The 16,608-nt window shown below is 64.7% G+C and carries 18 protein-coding genes; 1 reads left to right on the top strand and 17 read right to left on the bottom strand.

The window, feature by feature from the left end:
- The first annotated feature begins 4 nt into the window (after positions 1–4).
- Positions 5–1,078, top strand: a complete 1,074-nt coding sequence (locus tag K9B33_RS12240; protein WP_224549093.1) for a DUF1214 domain-containing protein — start codon at positions 5–7, stop codon at positions 1,076–1,078.
- 33 nt (positions 1,079–1,111) lie between these two features.
- Here the strand turns inward: K9B33_RS12240 and K9B33_RS12235 are convergent, their stop codons facing one another.
- The 17 genes from K9B33_RS12235 to K9B33_RS12155 are packed head-to-tail and all read right to left on the bottom strand — an operon-like array spanning position 1,112 to position 16,597.
- Positions 1,112–2,668, bottom strand: coding sequence for a FadD3 family acyl-CoA ligase (locus tag K9B33_RS12235; RefSeq protein WP_224549092.1), 1,557 nt, complete (start codon positions 2,666–2,668; stop codon positions 1,112–1,114).
- Positions 2,665–3,831: an acyl-CoA dehydrogenase family protein gene (locus K9B33_RS12230; protein WP_224549091.1), complete on the bottom strand. Its 1,167-nt coding sequence runs from the start codon at positions 3,829–3,831 to the stop codon at positions 2,665–2,667. Before K9B33_RS12230 ends, K9B33_RS12235 begins: the two co-directional genes overlap by 4 nt.
- Entirely contained in the window at positions 3,831–5,033 is a 1,203-nt protein-coding gene (locus K9B33_RS12225; protein WP_224549090.1) for an acetyl-CoA C-acyltransferase, read from the bottom strand. Before K9B33_RS12225 ends, K9B33_RS12230 begins: the two co-directional genes overlap by 1 nt.
- 3 nt (positions 5,034–5,036) lie before the next feature.
- Positions 5,037–5,411 carry a steroid Delta-isomerase gene (locus K9B33_RS12220; protein WP_224549089.1) on the bottom strand — a complete coding sequence of 125 codons (375 nt, stop codon included), beginning with the start codon at positions 5,409–5,411 and terminating at the stop codon, positions 5,037–5,039.
- 3 nt (positions 5,412–5,414) lie between these two features.
- Positions 5,415–5,873: a MaoC family dehydratase gene (locus tag K9B33_RS12215; RefSeq protein ID WP_224549088.1), complete on the bottom strand. Its 459-nt coding sequence runs from the start codon at positions 5,871–5,873 to the stop codon at positions 5,415–5,417.
- 3 nt (positions 5,874–5,876) lie between these two features.
- Complete coding sequence (locus K9B33_RS12210) at positions 5,877–6,668, bottom strand: SDR family oxidoreductase (protein ID WP_224549087.1); 792 nt, start codon at positions 6,666–6,668, stop codon at positions 5,877–5,879.
- On the bottom strand, positions 6,617–7,741 hold the full coding sequence (locus K9B33_RS12205; RefSeq protein WP_224549086.1) for an acyl-CoA dehydrogenase family protein: 1,125 nt from the start codon (positions 7,739–7,741) through the stop codon (positions 6,617–6,619). Before K9B33_RS12205 ends, K9B33_RS12210 begins: the two co-directional genes overlap by 52 nt.
- On the bottom strand, positions 7,741–8,646 hold the full coding sequence (locus tag K9B33_RS12200) for an SDR family oxidoreductase (RefSeq protein ID WP_224549085.1): 906 nt from the start codon (positions 8,644–8,646) through the stop codon (positions 7,741–7,743). The genes K9B33_RS12205 and K9B33_RS12200 overlap by 1 nt, the downstream gene beginning before the upstream one ends.
- Before the next feature lie 2 nt (positions 8,647–8,648).
- Complete coding sequence (locus tag K9B33_RS12195) at positions 8,649–9,092, bottom strand: nuclear transport factor 2 family protein (protein ID WP_224549084.1); 444 nt, start codon at positions 9,090–9,092, stop codon at positions 8,649–8,651.
- Positions 9,089–9,712 (bottom strand): phenylacetic acid degradation protein PaaY, encoded by a 624-nt coding sequence (locus K9B33_RS12190; protein ID WP_224549083.1) that lies wholly within the window; start codon positions 9,710–9,712, stop codon positions 9,089–9,091. Before K9B33_RS12190 ends, K9B33_RS12195 begins: the two co-directional genes overlap by 4 nt.
- A gap of 1 nt (position 9,713) precedes the next feature.
- Positions 9,714–10,865, bottom strand: coding sequence for an acetyl-CoA C-acetyltransferase (locus K9B33_RS12185; protein ID WP_224549082.1), 1,152 nt, complete (start codon positions 10,863–10,865; stop codon positions 9,714–9,716).
- Positions 10,858–11,889 (bottom strand): acyl-CoA dehydrogenase family protein, encoded by a 1,032-nt coding sequence (locus K9B33_RS12180; RefSeq protein ID WP_224549081.1) that lies wholly within the window; start codon positions 11,887–11,889, stop codon positions 10,858–10,860. The genes K9B33_RS12185 and K9B33_RS12180 overlap by 8 nt, the downstream gene beginning before the upstream one ends.
- An 11-nt stretch (positions 11,890–11,900) precedes the next feature.
- On the bottom strand, positions 11,901–13,055 hold the full coding sequence (locus K9B33_RS12175) for an acyl-CoA dehydrogenase (protein ID WP_224549080.1): 1,155 nt from the start codon (positions 13,053–13,055) through the stop codon (positions 11,901–11,903).
- Positions 13,055–13,804 carry an enoyl-CoA hydratase family protein gene (locus K9B33_RS12170; protein WP_224549079.1) on the bottom strand — a complete coding sequence of 250 codons (750 nt, stop codon included), beginning with the start codon at positions 13,802–13,804 and terminating at the stop codon, positions 13,055–13,057. The genes K9B33_RS12175 and K9B33_RS12170 overlap by 1 nt, the downstream gene beginning before the upstream one ends.
- Positions 13,805–13,815: 11 nt before the next feature.
- Positions 13,816–14,904: an NAD(P)H-dependent flavin oxidoreductase gene (locus K9B33_RS12165; RefSeq protein ID WP_224549078.1), complete on the bottom strand. Its 1,089-nt coding sequence runs from the start codon at positions 14,902–14,904 to the stop codon at positions 13,816–13,818.
- Positions 14,904–15,809: an enoyl-CoA hydratase gene (locus K9B33_RS12160; RefSeq protein WP_224549077.1), complete on the bottom strand. Its 906-nt coding sequence runs from the start codon at positions 15,807–15,809 to the stop codon at positions 14,904–14,906. The genes K9B33_RS12165 and K9B33_RS12160 overlap by 1 nt, the downstream gene beginning before the upstream one ends.
- Positions 15,809–16,597, bottom strand: a complete 789-nt coding sequence (locus K9B33_RS12155) for a CoA-transferase subunit beta (protein WP_224549076.1) — start codon at positions 16,595–16,597, stop codon at positions 15,809–15,811. Before K9B33_RS12155 ends, K9B33_RS12160 begins: the two co-directional genes overlap by 1 nt.
- Positions 16,598–16,608: the final 11 nt, after the last annotated feature.

Below are 16,608 nucleotides of genomic sequence, written 5' to 3'. Positions count from 1 at the left end.
GTATATGGCGGATAATGTGAGGCTGGCGGATCGCTGGCGCAGCTTTTGCGCGCAACTGGCGCAGGCGGGGGAGATACTCGATCGCCCGGATGCGCCGGCCTCCCCGCTTGATCAGGCGGAGGGGCTGCGTTATCTCAGCCGCCTCACCCGCACCGCACTGAACATGCTGGTCGATTCCAGCGACCCGGACTTTCCGCGCCTGTTCCTGCTGTGCGACGATGCCATCAAGATCGGTGCGGACAATCCCGACAATCTCTACCAACAGGCGGTGGTGCGGGGGGATCGTGACTATCGCATCCGCGGCCAACGCGGCACCGTCCCCTATCTCAGCATCGGCGCCAAGGCGAACCGCTACGCGATCGACGGCACGATGGCGTCGACCGGGGAGATCGAATTTGCCGACGTCGTGCTGGAACCGGACGGCAGTTTCGAGATCATCGCCAGCGCCACGCCCAAGCCGGGCAACTGGTTGCCTATGACGCAGGATACCACGCTGCTGATCGTGCGCCAGACCTTCAACGACAAGAAGGCGGAAACGCCTGCTGACATTCAGATCGAACGGATCAGTGATGGGCCTGCGCTGCCGGCGTTGCTGACCCCCGCAACGATCGATGCGCAACTGAGCGGCGCGGCGCAATGGGTGCGCGGCACCGCCAACACCTTCGCCGACTGGTCGCAATGGTTCATGGGCCAGCCCAACCGGATTTACGATGGCGACCAGCAGGTCTTCTATCGCGCGGGCGGCGACCCGAAAATCTGGTACGGCCATCTCTATTACAACCTGGCGCCCGGCGAAGCGCTGGTGATCGAAGCCACGCCGCCGCCCTGTCGCTTCTGGAATTTCCAGCTCGACAATTGGTGGATGGAATCGCTCGACCATGTGCATCGCAAGGTCTGGGTCAATGGATCGCAGGCGCAATATGAGGATGACGGCCGGGTGGTCGTGGTCTGCGCCGACAGCGATCCGGGCTATGGCAACTGGATCGACCTGTCGGGGCATCGCAGCGGCACGGCGCTGTGGCGCTGGATCGAGGCAGAGGATTTCCCGGTGCCGCAATGCCGGGTCGTGCGGCTCTGACGTCCTGACTTTCCGCCCCGCGCGGGGATGGTTTCAGCCGTCCCAATCCCGTAACGCCATACGCAGCACCTTGCCGCCGGCATTGCGAGGCAGGGCCGCCACGAAGCTGATCTGGCGAGGTACTTTGTAATTGGCCATGCTGGCGCGCGCCCAAGCGATAATGTCGCGGGCCTCTGCACTGTGGCCGGGGCGCAGTATGACGAAGGCCTTGCCCACTTCGCCCAGCCGCTCGTCCGGCACGCCGATAACCGCCGCCGTCTCGATCGCCGGATGGGCGGCGAGCAGACTTTCGATCTCGGCCGGATAGCAATTGAAGCCGCCGGAAATATACATGTCCTTCTTGCGATCGGTGATGGCGAGATAGCCGCGCGCGTCGATCGTGCCGATGTCGCCGGTATGCAGCCAGCCGTCCGCGTCGATCGCTTCGGCGGTAGCGGCGGGATCGTCGAGATACCCCTGCATCACCGATGGTCCGCGTATCCACAACTCGCCCGCTTGGCCCGACGGCAGGTCGCGGCCCGCCTCATCGACGCAGCGCACCTCCGTTCCTGGCAGCGGATAGCCGCAGGTGTGCGCGACCGTCTCCGCATCGTCGCCCTGCCGGGTCATGGCGATGGCGCCGCATTCGGTCATGCCATATCCGTTGACGATGTTGGACATGCCCAGTTCGCGCCGCATCCGCTCCACCAGTGCGGGTGCGACCGGGGCCGCCCCCGTCACCGCGACGCGCAGCGAGGAAAAGTCGCGGGGCTTGTCCCCGGCCAGTTCCTGCAACAGCGTAACGTAGATGGTGGGCGGTCCGGGCAGGAAGCTGATGCGGTTCCGTTCGATCTGGCGGATCATTTCGGCGCCGTCGAACATCGCCATCGGCACGATCGTCGCACCGCGGGTGAAGCAGACGACCCAGCCCGCCTTGTAGCCGAAGGTGTGGAAGAAGGGATTGACCACCAGATAGCGGTCGCCTGCGCGCAGATCGACGCGCACGGCCCAGTCGCCGAAAATCTGCACCGCCTGGGCGTGGGACGTCAGCACGCCCTTGGGGCGTCCGGTGGTGCCGGAGGTGAAGATGATGTCGCTGATGTCATCGCCGCTGATGTGGGATAGGGCTTCGTCCACCGTCGCGTCGTCCGGACCGCAGCCGCGCGCGACGAAGGCGTCCCATTCGCTGTCGATCAGCAGCACTTCCGCAAGATCAGGCAAATCCTCGTCCGCGATCAGCGCGCGATAGTCGGTGTCCAGAAAAAATTCCGGCACGAACAGCAGTTTCGCTTTCGACCGGCGCAGGATATCGGCGGCTTCCTGCCCCTTGAAGCGGGTGTTGAGCGGCACGATGGTCGCGCCGATGCTCTGCGCCCCCAGTGTCGCCAATATCCATGTCCGGCCATTGGGCGCCCAGAGGGCGATGCGGTCCCCATGGCGCAGTCCGCTGGCCAGGAAGGCGGAGGCCGCGGCCCGCGCATCGGCCCAGACCTCGGCGAAGCTCCACTGCCGGTCGCCCTCGATGATGCCGGCCTGGTCGGGCCAGCGCTCTGCCGCCGCCTTGGCCGCGTGCGGGATGGTGTGGGGCCATGCGCCCATCATTTCGGTCATTGGCCGCGCGGCTCCCTGGGCAAACCGAGGCCGCGCTCGGAAATGATGTTGCGCTGGATCTGGTCCGTACCCGCATAGATGGTGTCGGACCGGCTCATCAGATACATGCTGGTGAGGGCATCGAAACGCTCTTCGCTGATGCCGATTTCGCCCGACTGACCCAACACGTCCATGGCGAGTTCGCCCAGCGCCTTGTGCCATTGCGACCAGTAGAGCTTGTAGCTGTAGGCCGCGCCCGACAGCCCGGCCGTGTCGGACAACATGCGCAGGCTACTGTAGCGCATGATCTTGAGGCCCGCATGGGCATGGGCGATCCGCTGGCGGATCAGGGGATCGGCGGCCTTGCCATTCGCCTTCGCCACCGCGATGACCTCGTCCAGTTCGTTGCGGAAATGCATCTGCTGCGCCAGCGTCGATACGCCGCGTTCGAACCCCAGCAGCGCCATCGCCACCTTCCAGCCGTCGCCTTCCGCGCCGATGCGGTCGATCGCCAGCGCCTCCGCCCCGTCGAAAAAGACTTCGGCAAATTCCGCTTCGCCGGTCATCTGGCGGATCGGGCGGGGCGTTACGCCGGGCTGGTCCATCGGCACCAGCAGGAAGGACAGGCCCTTGTTGCCGACGCTGCCCGGCTCGGTGCGGGCGACCACGAAACACCAGTCGGCGATCATGCCCATCGACGTCCAGATCTTCTGGCCGTCGATGATGTAGCGGTCACCCTCCAGCCGCGCCTTCGTCTTGACGTTGGCAAGGTCGGACCCCGCACCCGGTTCCGAATAGCCCTGACACCAGATCGCCCGGCCATGAGCGATGTCCGGCAGGAAGCGCGCCTTCTGCTCCTCGCTGCCCAGCGCCAATAATGTCGGTCCCAGCAGTTCGACGCCCAGATGGCCGACCCGAGGCGGCGCCTTGGCGCGGGCATATTCCTCCGCGAAGATGACCTGCTGCGCGATGGAGGCGCCGCGTCCGCCCCATTGTTCGGGCCAGCCGACGACGCTCCAGCGCGCCGCACCCAGCGCCGCTTCCCAGGCGCGACGTTCCTCGACCATATCCATCTGGCTGGTCCGGCCGCGCAGGGCCTTGAAGGGGCCAGAAAGCTGATCGTCCAGCCAGTCGGCTGCTTCTGCGCGAAAAGCCTTGAGTTCCGGGGCGAAGGCCAGTTGCATCAGGCGACCTCGAACAGTCCGGCCGCGCCCATGCCGCCCGCGACGCACATCGACACGACGACATAGCGCAGGCCGCGTCGCTTGCCCTCGATCAGCGCATGACCGACCAGTCGCGATCCGGTCATGCCGAAGGGATGGCCGATGGCGATGCCGCCGCCATTGACGTTCAGCTTTTCGGGATCGATGCCCAGTTTGCGCTGGCAGTAAATCGCCTGGCTCGCAAAGGCTTCGTTGATTTCCCACAGGCCGATATCGTCGATCTTCAGGCCTGCACGGTCCAGCAGCTTGGGGATGGCGAAGACCGGGCCGATGCCCATTTCATCCGCGCCGCAACCCGCGACCTGGAAACCGCGATAGATGCCCAGAACCGGCAGGGCTTCCTTCTGCGCGGCGGCTAGGTCCATGACGACCTGGGCCGAGGCGCCGTCGGACAACTGGCTGGCATTGCCGGCCGTGATGTGACGGCCTTCCTTGACGACATCGCCATTTTTGAAGACGGGCTTGAGTTCGGACAGCTTCTCATAGGTCGTGCCCGCGCGGATGCCTTCGTCGGCCGACAGCACCAGCTCTTCCTTGCCGGTCTCCTGGCCTGCCTTGTCGAACAGCGCCTTGGTCAGGGCAATCGGCACGATTTCGGCGTCGAACCTGCCCGCTTGCTGCGCCGCGGCGGCACGCTGCTGCGACAGGGCGGCAAAGTGATCCTGATCCTCGCGGCTGACGCCATAACGGTCGGCGACAATCTCCGCCGTCTCGATCATCGCCATATAGGCATAGGGATCGTGCGCCTTCACCCATTCAGACCGGTTGCGGAAATTGGGATAATGTTTGTCGATGGTCAGCGAGACATTCTCCGTGCCCCCGGCGAGTGCCACATCGATTTCGTCGGCGATGATGCCGCGCGCCGCGAACGCCAGCGCATTGAGGCCCGACGAGCATTTGCGGTCCATTGCAAAGCCAGCCACCGTGTCGGGCAGGACCGATCCATGCACGGCAAGGCGGCCGATATTGTAGCTCTGGGTGTTCCACTGATTGGCGCAGCCCATATAGACATCGTCCACACGGGCGGGGTCGATCCCGGCGCGGGCGATGGCGGCATCGACGACATGGGCCGCCATGCGCGGCGCCTCGGTATCGTTGAAGGCACCGCGATAGGCTTTGCCCACGCCGGTGCGGGCGGTAGAAATGATGGCTGCTTCGCGCATGTCTTAAAATCCGTGCATGTTGCTGGGGCCGAAAAAGGCGCGCATTTCGGTGACTTCATTCGCCTCGTCGAAGCGGAAGGTGTCGATCACGTCGACGCGCTGCTGTTTCCCCTCCCAGGCGAGATTGACGCAAAAGGCGAAGGCCGCATGGTCGGCGGTGATGCGGATCGGCCCTTCAAGCGTCAGCTTTGCGCCGGTCTGCATCGAGGCGGCGTAAAAGGCGCGGATGGCTTCGCGGCCCTTGTGCGGCGGGCTGCCGACGGGATCTTCGACCGTTGCGTCCTGCGCGAACAGGGCGGCCGCCTGGTCGGCGCTCCCCGCGTCGAACGCAGCGACATAGGCGTGGACGGCGGCTTCCATTTTGGCGGGATCGGGCATCTCTTACTCCGGAAAATAGCGGCTGATGGTGTCGATGACGCAGGCGGGCTTGTCGCTGCCTTCAATCTCTATGGTGACGCGGACGGTGGACTGGATCGCGCCCTTGACCTCCTCGACCGCTACGATCGTGCCCGTGCCACGGATGCGCGATCCGACCAGCACAGGGCTAAGGAAGCGGGTCTTGTCCATTCCGACATTGACCCCGGCGGAGAAGCGCCGAACCTCGATCATCTGCGGCAGGAAGAGGTTGACCAGGCTGAGTGTCAGATAGCCATGGGCGATGGTCGCGCCGAACGGGCCGTCCTTGGCGCGAACCGGATCGACATGAATCCACTGATGATCGCCGGTGCAAGCCGCGAAAGCGTCGATGCGGGCCTGATCGACGGTCAGCCAGTCACTGGCATCGAGTATCGTACCGTCCTTGCCGATCAGGTCGCGCGGGGTTTCGAAGACGACCGCCATGGCTCAGGCCTTCTGGCTCGACACGGGCAGGATTTCGCCAGTCATGTAGGAGGAAAGTTCGCTGGCGAGGAAGATCATCACATTGGCGACCTCCCACACTTCGGCGGGGCGTTTGAAGGCTTCCTTTTCGACCAGCCGGTCCAGCGCCTCCTGCGTCGTCACCTTGGCGAGGAAGGGGTGCATGGCGAGGCTGGGCGCCACCGCGTTGATGCGCACGCCATGTTCCGCCGCCTCGATCGCCGAGCAGCGGGTGAAGGCCATGACGCCCGCCTTGGCGGCGGCATAATGGGCCTGGCCCTTCTGCGCGCGCCAGCCCAGAACCGACGCATTATTGACCATCACGCCCGTTTTTGCGGCATACATGGATGGCAGGAAGGCGCGGGTCATGCGGAACAGGCTGGTCAGCGTCACATCCAGCACACGGTTCCACTGGTCGTCGGTCATATCGACGACATCGACTTCGCCGCCCAGCCCCGCATTGTTGATAAGCACATCGACCCGGCCCAAGGCGGCCAGCGACGCGTCGCGCAGGCCCTGCACGGCCTGTTCGTCGGTGACGTCGCAGACGAACGTCGCTGGCCGTTCCACGCCCGCTTCATCGGCGATCCGGTCGGCGGCTTCGCCCAGGCGGCGTTCGTGGAAATCGCTGATGAGCAGCTTGCCTCCCTCCTCGGCGGCGCGCTTGGCGACGGCGAAACCGATGCCGGTGCCCGCTGCGGCGGTGACGACCACCGTCTTGCCGGTCAGCAGGCCGCGCGGCGTGGGATAGGGCGGAACGGGGGAAGTCGGGGGCATGCTACGTCCTTGAAGAGGAGGGTGGCCAGCGCTTCGCGATGCTGGTCGGGCGATCCCAGCCAGTTCGCGGTGGCACGGGCGCGCTTGAAATAAAGGTGGGCGTGATGTTCCCAGGTAAAGCCGATCCCGCCATGTAACTGGATCGCGTCGCCGGTGACGGATCGGCAGGCATCGGAAGCATATTCGCGCGCAATATGGCAGGCTTCGGCCAGTTCCGCGCCATCTTCGTCGATGGCGGCGGCGGCATAATAAGCGGCGGAGCGAGAGGCTTCGATCAGAAGCATCATGTCGGCCAGCATATGCTTATAAGCCTGGAAGGAGCCGATGGCCCGCCCGAACTGCACCCGCTGCTGGGCATAGTCGACCGTGGCGTCGAGGCTATATTGCGCCACGCCCGCCTGCTCGGCGGCGAGCAGGCCTGCACCGATGGTCAGGACGCGATCGATGGCGGCCTTGGCGCTGCCGGGCGCGCCCAGCAGTTGGTCCGGCGTGATCGCGCAGTCGAAAGTCAGCGTAGCAAAACGGCGCGTACGGTCCAGGCTGGGCAGGGGCTCGATGGTCAGGCCCGGCATATCCGCTTCCAGCACGACCAGACTGTCATCCGCCGTGGCGATGACGATCAGCTCAGCCACATGCGCGAAGGTGACGAAATGGGCGGTGCCGGTGAGCCGGTTGTCCGAAAGGGTCGGGCGGTCGGCTGTTCCCGCGAAACAGGCGCGCGTGCCCGACGCGAGACGAGGAAGAAGCGTCGCAAGCTGCCCCGCCTTGCCTGCGCCAACCACCGCCTGCACCGCCAGAACCGCTGTTTCGAAAAAGGGAACGGGCGCGAGGCACCGGCCCATTTCTTCCAGAACCAGCGCCATTTCCACCGCGCCCAGCCCCAGCCCGCCATGGCTTTCCGGCACCATCAGCCCGGCAAAACCCATTTCGCCAAGGCCCCGCCAAAGCATTTCGTCAAAGCCGGTCGCGCTTTCCGCAGCGGCCCGAACAGCGTCGGTATTGGCGGCGTCGTTCAGGAAGTCGCGGGCGGCCTCCTGGATGGCGCGCTGGTCGTCGCTGAGTGCGAAGTCCATCAGGCGGCTCCGTACACCGGTTTGGCGGGTTCGCGGGTCGCGACCAGTTTGCGGACGATGGGGTCCAGTTCGCGCGCGTCGAAGCGCGCGCCCTTGTCATGGGCGGGGCTGTCGGTCCAGCCTTGCGACAGGAAGATCGTGCCGCCCTTCAGTTCAAAGACCTGTCCCGTCACGCCCTGCGACTGTTCCGACACCAGATAGGCGACCAGCGGGGCCATGTTCTCCGGGGCGAAGACGTCGAAGCCGCCATCCTCGACCGCCATGTCAAAGGCGCCGGTATCGGTCATGCGGGTGCGGGCGTTGGGCGCGAGCGCATTGGCGGTGACGCCCAGACGCGCCAGTTCCGCCGCCTGCACCAGAGTCAAAGCGGCGATGCCCCCCTTGGCGGCCGAATAGGCCGATTGGCCCACCGATCCCTGCAAGCCCGCGCCACTGGTCGTGTTGATGATACGCGCATCGACGGGATGGCCCGCCTTGGCCTGCGCCCGCCAATATTCCGTTGCGTGGCGCGTGGTGCAGAAATGGCCACGCAAATGCACGCGGATCACCGCATCCCACTCCTCGGGCGAGCAGGTGAAGAACATGCGGTCGCGCACGAAGCCTGCATTGTTCACGATCGCGTCCAGCCGTCCGAAATTGTCGAGCGCAGCATCCACCATGCGCTTGCCCGCGTCCCAGTCGGCCACGTCGTCGCTATTGGCGACCGCCTCGCCGCCCATGGCGCGTATTTCATCCACCACCTGTTCGGCGGCGCCTTTGGTGAGGCCGGCCTCGCCATGGGTGCCGACGCCCAGGTCATTGATGACGAGCTTGCAGCCTTCCGCCGCCAGCCCCAGCGCATAGGCCTTGCCCAGCCCGTTTCCAGCGCCCGTCACAATCGCCACGCGTCCTTCGCAGATACCCATCGTCAAGCGTCCTTCAGAGATTTCAAAAGATGCGCGCTGAGGTCGCCGGCGAGGTCGACCTGCGCATAATTGCGTTCGGCAAAGCACCATTGGCCGTCGATCCGCTGAAAGCTGTCGTGATAGCGGCCCGTCGCCACCGGCTGTAGCGGATAGTCCTCGGTCGCCTGCAGCACCGTCCATTGCGAGCGGCTAGTGGCGCTTTCCCCATCATCGCTCAGCAGGATGATCGGGTTGGTGATGATATGCCGGGTGCGCGGCTTGCCGTCATAGAGGCGCATCCAGCTGCGCCACATGTCGGCGATGGCTTTCTCTCCTTCGACCCGCTGGCCGCCGGTGATCACCGCGCCATGCCGAAACAACCGCGCCGCGCCGATGAAATCCGCCGCGTCGATCAGTTCGGCATAAAGATAGAGCAGGTTGGGAATGGCGATGGCGGCGTCGTTCATGCCTGTTTCTCCCGCAAGGCGGCTGTCGGCCCGGTCAGGCGCACGGCAATGGCGTTCGACCGGATGCGCCGCCGGCCCGCTTCGGGCGCGGCCAGCGGCTGCGCCTCGATGAGGTCGGTCAGCGCGGCGCGGGCGAGTTTCTGATATTCGCCCTCGCCATCATTCTTCCATGTGACCTGATGCGGTTCGAAGCTCTTGATGATTCTCGCCGGATTGCCCGCGACCAGACTGCGCGGCGGTGTGTGCGTGTCGGACTTTACGAGGCTCAGGGCCGCAACCAGATTTTCCGGCCCGATCACCGCATTGTCGAGGATCACCGCATTCATACCGATCAGTGCATTTTCGCCGATCTCGCAGCCATGGATGATCGATCCGTGCGCAATGGTCGCGCCACGCCTGATGATCGTGTCACGCAGCTGATTGGCATGGACGGTCACGCTGTCCTGAATGCTACTGTCGCCTTCCACGACAATCCGGCCGAAATCGCCGCGCAGTGACGCGCCGGGCGCAATGAAGCAGCCCGGACCTACGATCACGTCCCCGATCAGCGATGCCAGCGGATGGACATAGCTGGTCGGGTCGACCACGGGAACGATCCCCTGATAGGCGTAGCAGGGCATATTACAGCCGCTCGATGATGGTGACGTTGGCCTGTCCGCCGCCTTCGCACATGGTCTGAAGGCCATAGCGGCCGCCGGTGCGCTCCAGGGCATTGAGCAGAGTGGTCATCAGTCGGGCGCCGGTTGCGCCGATCGGATGGCCGAGTGCGATCGCGCCACCCTGTACGTTCACCTTCTCATGGGGAATGTCGAGTTCCTTCATCCATGCCATGGGCACGCTGGCGAAGGCTTCGTTGCATTCGAACAGGTCGATGTCGCTGACCGACATGCCCGCTTTCTTCAGCGCATATTGGGTCGCCGGGATCGGGCCGGTCAGCATCCACACCGGATTGGCGGCGCGCACCGAGAGATGATGGATACGGGCGCGGGGCTTGAGGCCATGCGCCTTCACCGCCTGTTCGCTGGCGATCAGCAGTGCGGCCGCGGCGTCGCAATTCTGGCTGGCGACGCCGGCGGTGACGATGCCGCCATCGCGCACCGGGTTGAGACCGGCCAGTCCTTCCAATGTGGTGGCAGGGCGGATGGTTTCGTCCTTCGACAAGCCGTTCAGGGCCACGATTTCCTTGTCGAACCAGCCCTTGTCCCAGGCCGCCTGCGCGCGCTGGTGGGAGGCAAGCGCGAACGCTTCCATCGCCGCACGGCTGATGCCCCATTTTTCCGCGATCATCTCGGCGGAGCGAATCTGGTTCACTTCCTCACCGCCATAGCGGGCGTCCCAGCCCTTCGCGCCCTGAAAAGGGCTGTCGAAGCCATAGGCCTGCCCCGCGAACATGGCGGCGGAGATCGGAATGGCGTTCATCGCCTGACTGCCGCCCGCGATAACGAAATCCTGCGTGCCGCTCATCACGCCCTGCGCCGCGAAATGCACGGCCTGCTGGCTGGAACCGCACTGGCGGTCGACGGTAACGCCTGGCACTTCCTCCGGCAAACCCGCCACCAGCCATGCAGTCCGGCCGATATCGCCTGCCTGCGGACCGATCGTGTCGCAGCAGCCCCAGACGACATCATCGACCAGAACCGGATCGATGCCTGTGCGCTTCACCAGCTCCCGGATCGGATGTGCGCCAAGGTCGGCCGGGTGGACGCCCGCGAGGCTACCCTTTTTACGCCCAATGGGCGAGCGGACGGCGTCGATGATATAGGCTTCAGGCATTTTTGCTCTCTCTGGCGAAGGTCTGGTCGGGGCCGTTGGGCTGGGTAAACAGCCGCTGCGCGATGCGGGCGCGGTGGAAGGCGGGCGTGCCCCAATTCCGGCTCAGCGCCAGCGCGCGTTTGAGGAAGAGGTGGGCGTCGACCTCCCAGCTATAGCCCATGGCGCCATGCACCTGGATCGAAGCGCGGGCGGCCTTGTCGGCGGCTTCCAGCGCGACGATCTTTGCATGGCTGACGCGCGCGCGCGCCTGCATGTCGCGATGGCCGATTTCCGCGGCCGCCGCCATGACGACAGGCCGGGCGAATTCGATCGCGACCTGTGCGGAAGCCAGATGATGCTTAACCGCCTGATAGCTGCCGATGGGTTTGCCGAACTGCTGCCGTTCCTTGGCATAGTCGACCGCCAGATCGACCGCGCGCTGTGCGAGACCGAGGCCCATGGCGGCGTTGAACAGCGCCGCCCGGTCGAGGGCCAAGTCCCAGTCTGCCTTGCCCAGCGGCGTGGCGTTGGCCGCGTCCCATTCCACGCGGAACAGGCGGCGAAGGGGATCGATGCTTGCCTGCGCGGTCAGCGTCACCTGATCGGGCGTGACGAGATAAGCTTCGCCCTCCTTCTCCAGCAGGATCGCCGCCGCGCTGTCGGCATTGGCGACGAAAGGATTGATCGGATGCGCGATGGCGATGGTAGCGAGCGGATCAGCAAGCGCCGCATGACCGGGTGCCAGCGCAGCCAGCATCGGCGCGGCGACGCCCGCGCTTTCGACCAGCGGCTCAGGGAGCGCGACATAGCCCGCTTCCTGGGCGATCAGGGTGAAGTCGATTTCGGACAGGTCGATGCCGCCTGCGCTTTCGGGCAGCAGCACCAGACTCAGGCCGGTTTCGACGATAGACGCCCAACGGGCATCGTCGCGTGCGGCGCCCCCTTCCATCATCTTGCGCCAGTGATCGGGCGTGCAGCTATCGGCGAAGAGCGTCCGCGCCGTCTCCGCGAACATCATCTGTTCGTCGCTGAGGGTGAAATCCATGTCCGCCCTCCTCAGCGCGGCAAGCCGAGCATCCGCTCGGCGATGATGTTGCGCTGGATCTCGTTCGACCCGGCATAGATGGGGCCCGCAAGCGCGAAGATATGGTCGTCGATCCAGTCGACCGGATTGGCGTCCGGCGCGTCCTGCGTCAGTTCGGCGACAGGGCCGAGGATGGACAGCGCGGTCTGGGTCAGGTGGATGTCGAGTTCCGACCAGAAAATCTTGTTGGTGGAGGCTTCCGGCCCGATCTTCGCGCCCGCCATCAGCCGCGAGGCGGTCTGGTAGATGTTGAGCGCATAGGCCTCTGCGTTCATGTGCGCGCGCACCACATCGGCTTCCAGCGCGGGATCGGCCGTTTCCTTATGTGCTTGCCACAGCGCGGCCAGCTTCGCCGCAGCGACCTGATAGCGGGCAGGAGAGCGCAGCATCAGCCCGCGCTCGAAGCCCGCTGTCGCCATGCAGATATGCCAGCCCTGGCCTTCGTCACCCAGACGGTTGAAGGCGGGGACGCGCACATTCTCTAGGAAGATTTCCGCAAAGCCGACATGGCCGTTGATCTTCTTGATCGCGTTGACGGTCACGCCCGGCGCGTCGAGCGGGAAGAAGATGAGGCTCATCCCCTTGTGCCGCTCCGTCCCCGGCGTGCGGAACAGGCCGAACGCCCAGTCGGCGAACACAGCGCGGCTCGACCAGATTTTGTGGCCGTTGAGGATATAATCCTCACCGTCGGCCACGCAGGTCGCCCGCACGCCGGCCAGATCGGACCCGGCCTGCGGTTCGGACCAGGCCTGCGCCCAGATTTCCTTGCCGCTCGCCATGGAGGGAAGGAAACGCTGTTTCTGCGCATGGGTGCCATATTCGATCAGCGTCGGGCCGAGGAGGAAGATGCCGTTCTGGTTGACCCGACCCGGCGCTCCGGCGCGATAATATTCCTCCTCGAAGATCAGCCATTGGATGAGGTCGAGGCCGCGCCCGCCATATTCGACCGGCCATGTCACCATGCCCCAGTCGCCGGACTTGAGCGTCTTTTCCCATGCGCGATGGGCCTCAAAGCCTTCGCGCGTTGCGTCATAATGTTCCAGCGTCGCGGTGGGCACATGGGCTTCCAGCCATGCGCGCGCCTCGGCCCGGAACGCCTGTTGTTCGGGAGTATAGGTCAGGTCCATCAGAACCGGGCCGCCTTGCCCGTGTCGACAAAGGCGTCGCGCGCCTTCTGGCTGTCCTCGTGCATGTACATTTCCAAGGTGAAGCCCTGTTCCCAGCGATAGCCCCGGTCGACGTCGCGGGCTTCCAGACCGTTCAATGCTTCCTTGGCGATCACGAGCGCCTTGCGCGACTTGGACGCGATCAGCGCGGCGAAGGCGCGGGCTTCGCTTTCCAGATCGGCGCGTGGCACGACCTTCTCTACCGCGCCCAGGCGATAGGCTTCCTGCGCGGGGATAGTGCCGCCGGTGAAGAAGGCCGCGCGCACCTTGTGCAGCGGCAACATGCGCGACATGTGGCTGGCCCCACCCATCGCGCCGCGATCGATCTCCGGCAGCGAGAAATAGGCGTCCTCCGCCGCGATGATCGTGTCGGACGCGCCGCAAATGCCGATGCCGCCACCGATCACGAATTTGTGGACTGCGACCACGACCGGAATTTCGGCTTCGTGGATCGCCTTGAAGGTCAGGTAATTGCCGCGATTGAGGTGCGGGATGCGCTCGGGGTGGGCCTGCATCTCCTTGATATCGACGCCGCCGCAAAAGCCGCGCCCCTCCGCGCGGATCAGGATGCAATGAACGTCCTCGTTGCGCGCCGCATCGGTGATGATCCTGGGCAGGCTGTTCCATGTCGCGCTGTCGAAGGCGTTGACCGGCGCATGATCGAAGACAATTTCCGCGATCCGGTTTTCGATGGTGCATGTGATCGGCATCTTATCCTCCCTCAGAGCGCCGGAGCGGTCTCTCGACCCATTGAGGCCAGCGCGTTAAGCCGCCCATTGGCTTCTTCGACAATGCGATCGACGAGTTGCTGGCAGCTTGGAATTTCGTTGATGCGTCCGCCGACCACGCCGGTCGCCATCACGCCATGTTCGATATCGCCGTCGACCACCGCCTTCTGGATCAGCATCGGGGCGGTCGCGGCCATCATCGCCTGTTTGAGTGGCATGGCGCCATGGGCGGTCATGCCCCGCGCGGACTTGATGAGACCCATCCAGCTCGCACCGGTCTGTTTCTTCATCGCCATGCTGGCCTCGATGGCGCGCAGCCACATGCCCAGTGTCCCCGACTTTTCGATCTGGTCCATCAGTTTCGTGGCGATCATCCGCTGCGGAATCCCGTCCAGCCTGGTGGTAACGATGATGCGGTCGGTGCCGGCCTTGAGATATTCCGCCTTGGCGCTGTCCGGCACCGGGCTTTCCTGCGTCAGCAGGAAACGCGTACCCATGGCGATGCCCACCGCGCCATAGGCCAGCGCCGCCGCCAACCCGCGCCCGTCAGCAAAGCCGCCGCTGGCGATCACCGGTACCTGCACCGCGTCCAACACCTGTGGCAGCAGCACGGTGGTCGGCACCGATCCGGTATGGCCGCCGCCTTCGCCGCCCTGCACATTGACCATGTCGACACCCAGTTCGACCATCTTCTGCGCATGTTTGACCGCGCCCACAGTCGGCACGCAGAGGATGCCCGCATCCTTGAACCGCGCGATCATCTTGGCATTGGGGCCGCGCCCGAAGCTCACCGCGCGCACCTGATCCCTGTTGGCCAGGATCAGCTCGACAATCTGGTCGGCACCCGGCTGGAACATGTGGAAATTGACGCCGAAGGGTCGATCGGTGCCGCGCCGCACCGCCAATAGCTTCGCGCGCGCTTCGTCCGGCGTCATCACCGCCGCGCCCAGAAAACCGAACGCGCCGGCCTTGGTGGAGCCGATGACGAGCGAGGGTTCGGCCACCCAACCCATCGCGGTCTGGATAATCGGCCAGCGACACCCCAGCCGCTCGGTCATGATTGTATGCAGCGGATCGCCCATCAGCCTTCGCCCGCGTCTTTCTTGTTCGCGGCAGCCATCGCCTTGCCGTCGAGGCCGCCGATCGAATTGCCCATCGTCAGGTCATTCTGGGCATGGGCGAAATGGTGCATATGATATTGCGCCTCGATGGCATTGCGCTTGCCCATCAGTTCCTCGACATGGTTGACCGCCTGCTTGGTCAGCCAGTTGCCCAGGCGTGGCTGCGCGACCAGCTTTGCCGCCATCGCCGCCACCGTCTCGCGCAGCGCCTCGCGGGACACGACCTTGTTCACCATGCCGAACTGTTCGGCGCGCTGCGCGGTCATGCGCTCGCCCAGCAACAGGAACTCCTTGGCAATACGCGGCGGCAGCTCATAGGCATGGGCGAAATATTCGACGCCCGGAATGCCCATGCGGTTGACCGGATCCTGAAAGAAGGCGTCCTCGCTCGCCACGATCAGGTCGCAGACCCAGGCCAGCATCAATCCGCCCGCGACGCAGGCTCCCTGCACCATCGCGATGGTCGGTTTGGCGACGTCGCGCCAGCGCCGGCACATCCCGACATATTGCTCTTTCTCGCGGGTGTAGAGCAGCTCGGCCGCGGGCTTGTTAACGTGGCCCGGCACCATCAACCGGTTGTCGAAATGTTTGTGCAGGTCGCGTCCCGGCGTGCCGATGTCGTGCCCGGCGGAAAAATGCTTGCCGTTGCCGCCCAGCACGATCGCCCGGACGTCATCGTCGTTCGTCGCAGTCTTGAAGGCGTCGTCCAGCGCATAGGTCATCTGGCCGTTCTGGGCGTTGTTGAAGCCCGGACGGTTCAACATGATCCATGCGACATGGTCGATCATTTCATAGGTGACCGGCTCGTCGGTCTCATAGACGATGTCGACCTCTTGCGGTTCGACCAGACGATCACTGTCGCTCATCATGCCCTCCTTGCAGGCGGATTGTCCTTGATGACGGATGCGCGGATATTGTGGGGGTCGAGGCTGGCGATGATCGTCAGCGCCTCGCCGTTCGGTATCGGTGTTTCGACGATCTCGCCCTTTTCCAGCGGGAAGCCGGTCGCGTCCTGCACCTCCTCGAAGGTCACGCCCGGATGCAGGGATACGACCCGGATAGCGTTGTTCGTGCCACCGAAATCCATGACGCACAGGTTGGTGACGATCCGGCGCAGGTCGACACCCGCATAATTGCCGCCTGCGACCCGCTTGGCCGGATTATAGCCCACGCCCGACACCATATCGACGTCGCCCGCGACGAAGGTGCGCGCCGAATGCATCGGGAAGAAGAAGCTGTTGGCGTGGTAGATGGTATTGCCCGGAAAGCCGCGCACGCCCAGCATCTGCGTCTTGGGCTTGTCATAGGTGCCACCCAGATAGCTCAAATTGATCTGGCCGAAACGGTCGAGTTGCGTCGGCGTCACCATCGCATGGCGGCGTCCCGTCCACACCGCGCTGTCGAAGAAGCGCGAGAAGGGCAGGTGGCCCGCAGCCTTGCGGTCGTCATAGCCGCGCGGGCCGATCGGCACCGGCTGTTCGACCAGATAGGCTTCGCCATCGGTCATCATCAGTTCGGGGCTGTGGGTCAGCTTGGCGAGGCTGGCGCCCAGGCGTGGCACGGGGCCGACGCCGGTAGCGATGATCTCGCCATTGCCCCGGAAAGCCTCCGAACAGGCGAAAATGCAGAGTTCTGCCAGAGTCGCTTCAGTCATTATTACTTCAG

This window comes from Sphingobium sp. 3R8, assembly GCF_020166615.1.
GTDB classification, from domain to species: domain Bacteria; phylum Pseudomonadota; class Alphaproteobacteria; order Sphingomonadales; family Sphingomonadaceae; genus Sphingobium; species Sphingobium bisphenolicum.
The sequence above is the reverse complement of the archived record's forward strand: the minus strand, read 5'-3'. Positions and strand labels throughout refer to the sequence as shown.

Bases quoted from the DNA above. Each gene is read 5' to 3' on its own strand.
- K9B33_RS12195 (WP_224549084.1), bottom strand. From the start codon at position 9,092: ATGAACGACGCCGCCATCGCCATTCCCAACCTGCTCTATCTTTATGCC.
- K9B33_RS12230 (WP_224549091.1), bottom strand. From the start codon at position 3,831: ATGCAACTGGCCTTCGCCCCGGAACTCAAGGCTTTTCGCGCAGAAGCA.
- K9B33_RS12210 (WP_224549087.1), bottom strand. From the start codon at position 6,668: ATGCCCCCGACTTCCCCCGTTCCGCCCTATCCCACGCCGCGCGGCCTG.
- K9B33_RS12205 (WP_224549086.1), bottom strand. From the start codon at position 7,741: ATGGACTTCGCACTCAGCGACGACCAGCGCGCCATCCAGGAGGCCGCC.
- K9B33_RS12200 (WP_224549085.1), bottom strand. From the start codon at position 8,646: ATGGGTATCTGCGAAGGACGCGTGGCGATTGTGACGGGCGCTGGAAAC.
- K9B33_RS12180 (WP_224549081.1), bottom strand. From the start codon at position 11,889: ATGGATTTCACCCTCAGCGACGAACAGATGATGTTCGCGGAGACGGCG.
- K9B33_RS12240 (WP_224549093.1), top strand. From the start codon at position 5: ATGGCGGATAATGTGAGGCTGGCGGATCGCTGGCGCAGCTTTTGCGCG.
- K9B33_RS12225 (WP_224549090.1), bottom strand. From the start codon at position 5,033: ATGCGCGAAGCAGCCATCATTTCTACCGCCCGCACCGGCGTGGGCAAA.
- K9B33_RS12220 (WP_224549089.1), bottom strand. From the start codon at position 5,411: ATGCCCGATCCCGCCAAAATGGAAGCCGCCGTCCACGCCTATGTCGCT.
- K9B33_RS12185 (WP_224549082.1), bottom strand. From the start codon at position 10,865: ATGCCTGAAGCCTATATCATCGACGCCGTCCGCTCGCCCATTGGGCGT.
- K9B33_RS12160 (WP_224549077.1), bottom strand. From the start codon at position 15,809: ATGAGCGACAGTGATCGTCTGGTCGAACCGCAAGAGGTCGACATCGTC.
- K9B33_RS12190 (WP_224549083.1), bottom strand. From the start codon at position 9,712: ATGCCCTGCTACGCCTATCAGGGGATCGTTCCCGTGGTCGACCCGACC.
- K9B33_RS12235 (WP_224549092.1), bottom strand. From the start codon at position 2,668: ATGACCGAAATGATGGGCGCATGGCCCCACACCATCCCGCACGCGGCC.
- K9B33_RS12215 (WP_224549088.1), bottom strand. From the start codon at position 5,873: ATGGCGGTCGTCTTCGAAACCCCGCGCGACCTGATCGGCAAGGACGGT.
- K9B33_RS12175 (WP_224549080.1), bottom strand. From the start codon at position 13,055: ATGGACCTGACCTATACTCCCGAACAACAGGCGTTCCGGGCCGAGGCG.
- K9B33_RS12155 (WP_224549076.1), bottom strand. From the start codon at position 16,597: ATGACTGAAGCGACTCTGGCAGAACTCTGCATTTTCGCCTGTTCGGAG.
- K9B33_RS12170 (WP_224549079.1), bottom strand. From the start codon at position 13,804: ATGCCGATCACATGCACCATCGAAAACCGGATCGCGGAAATTGTCTTC.
- K9B33_RS12165 (WP_224549078.1), bottom strand. From the start codon at position 14,904: ATGGGCGATCCGCTGCATACAATCATGACCGAGCGGCTGGGGTGTCGC.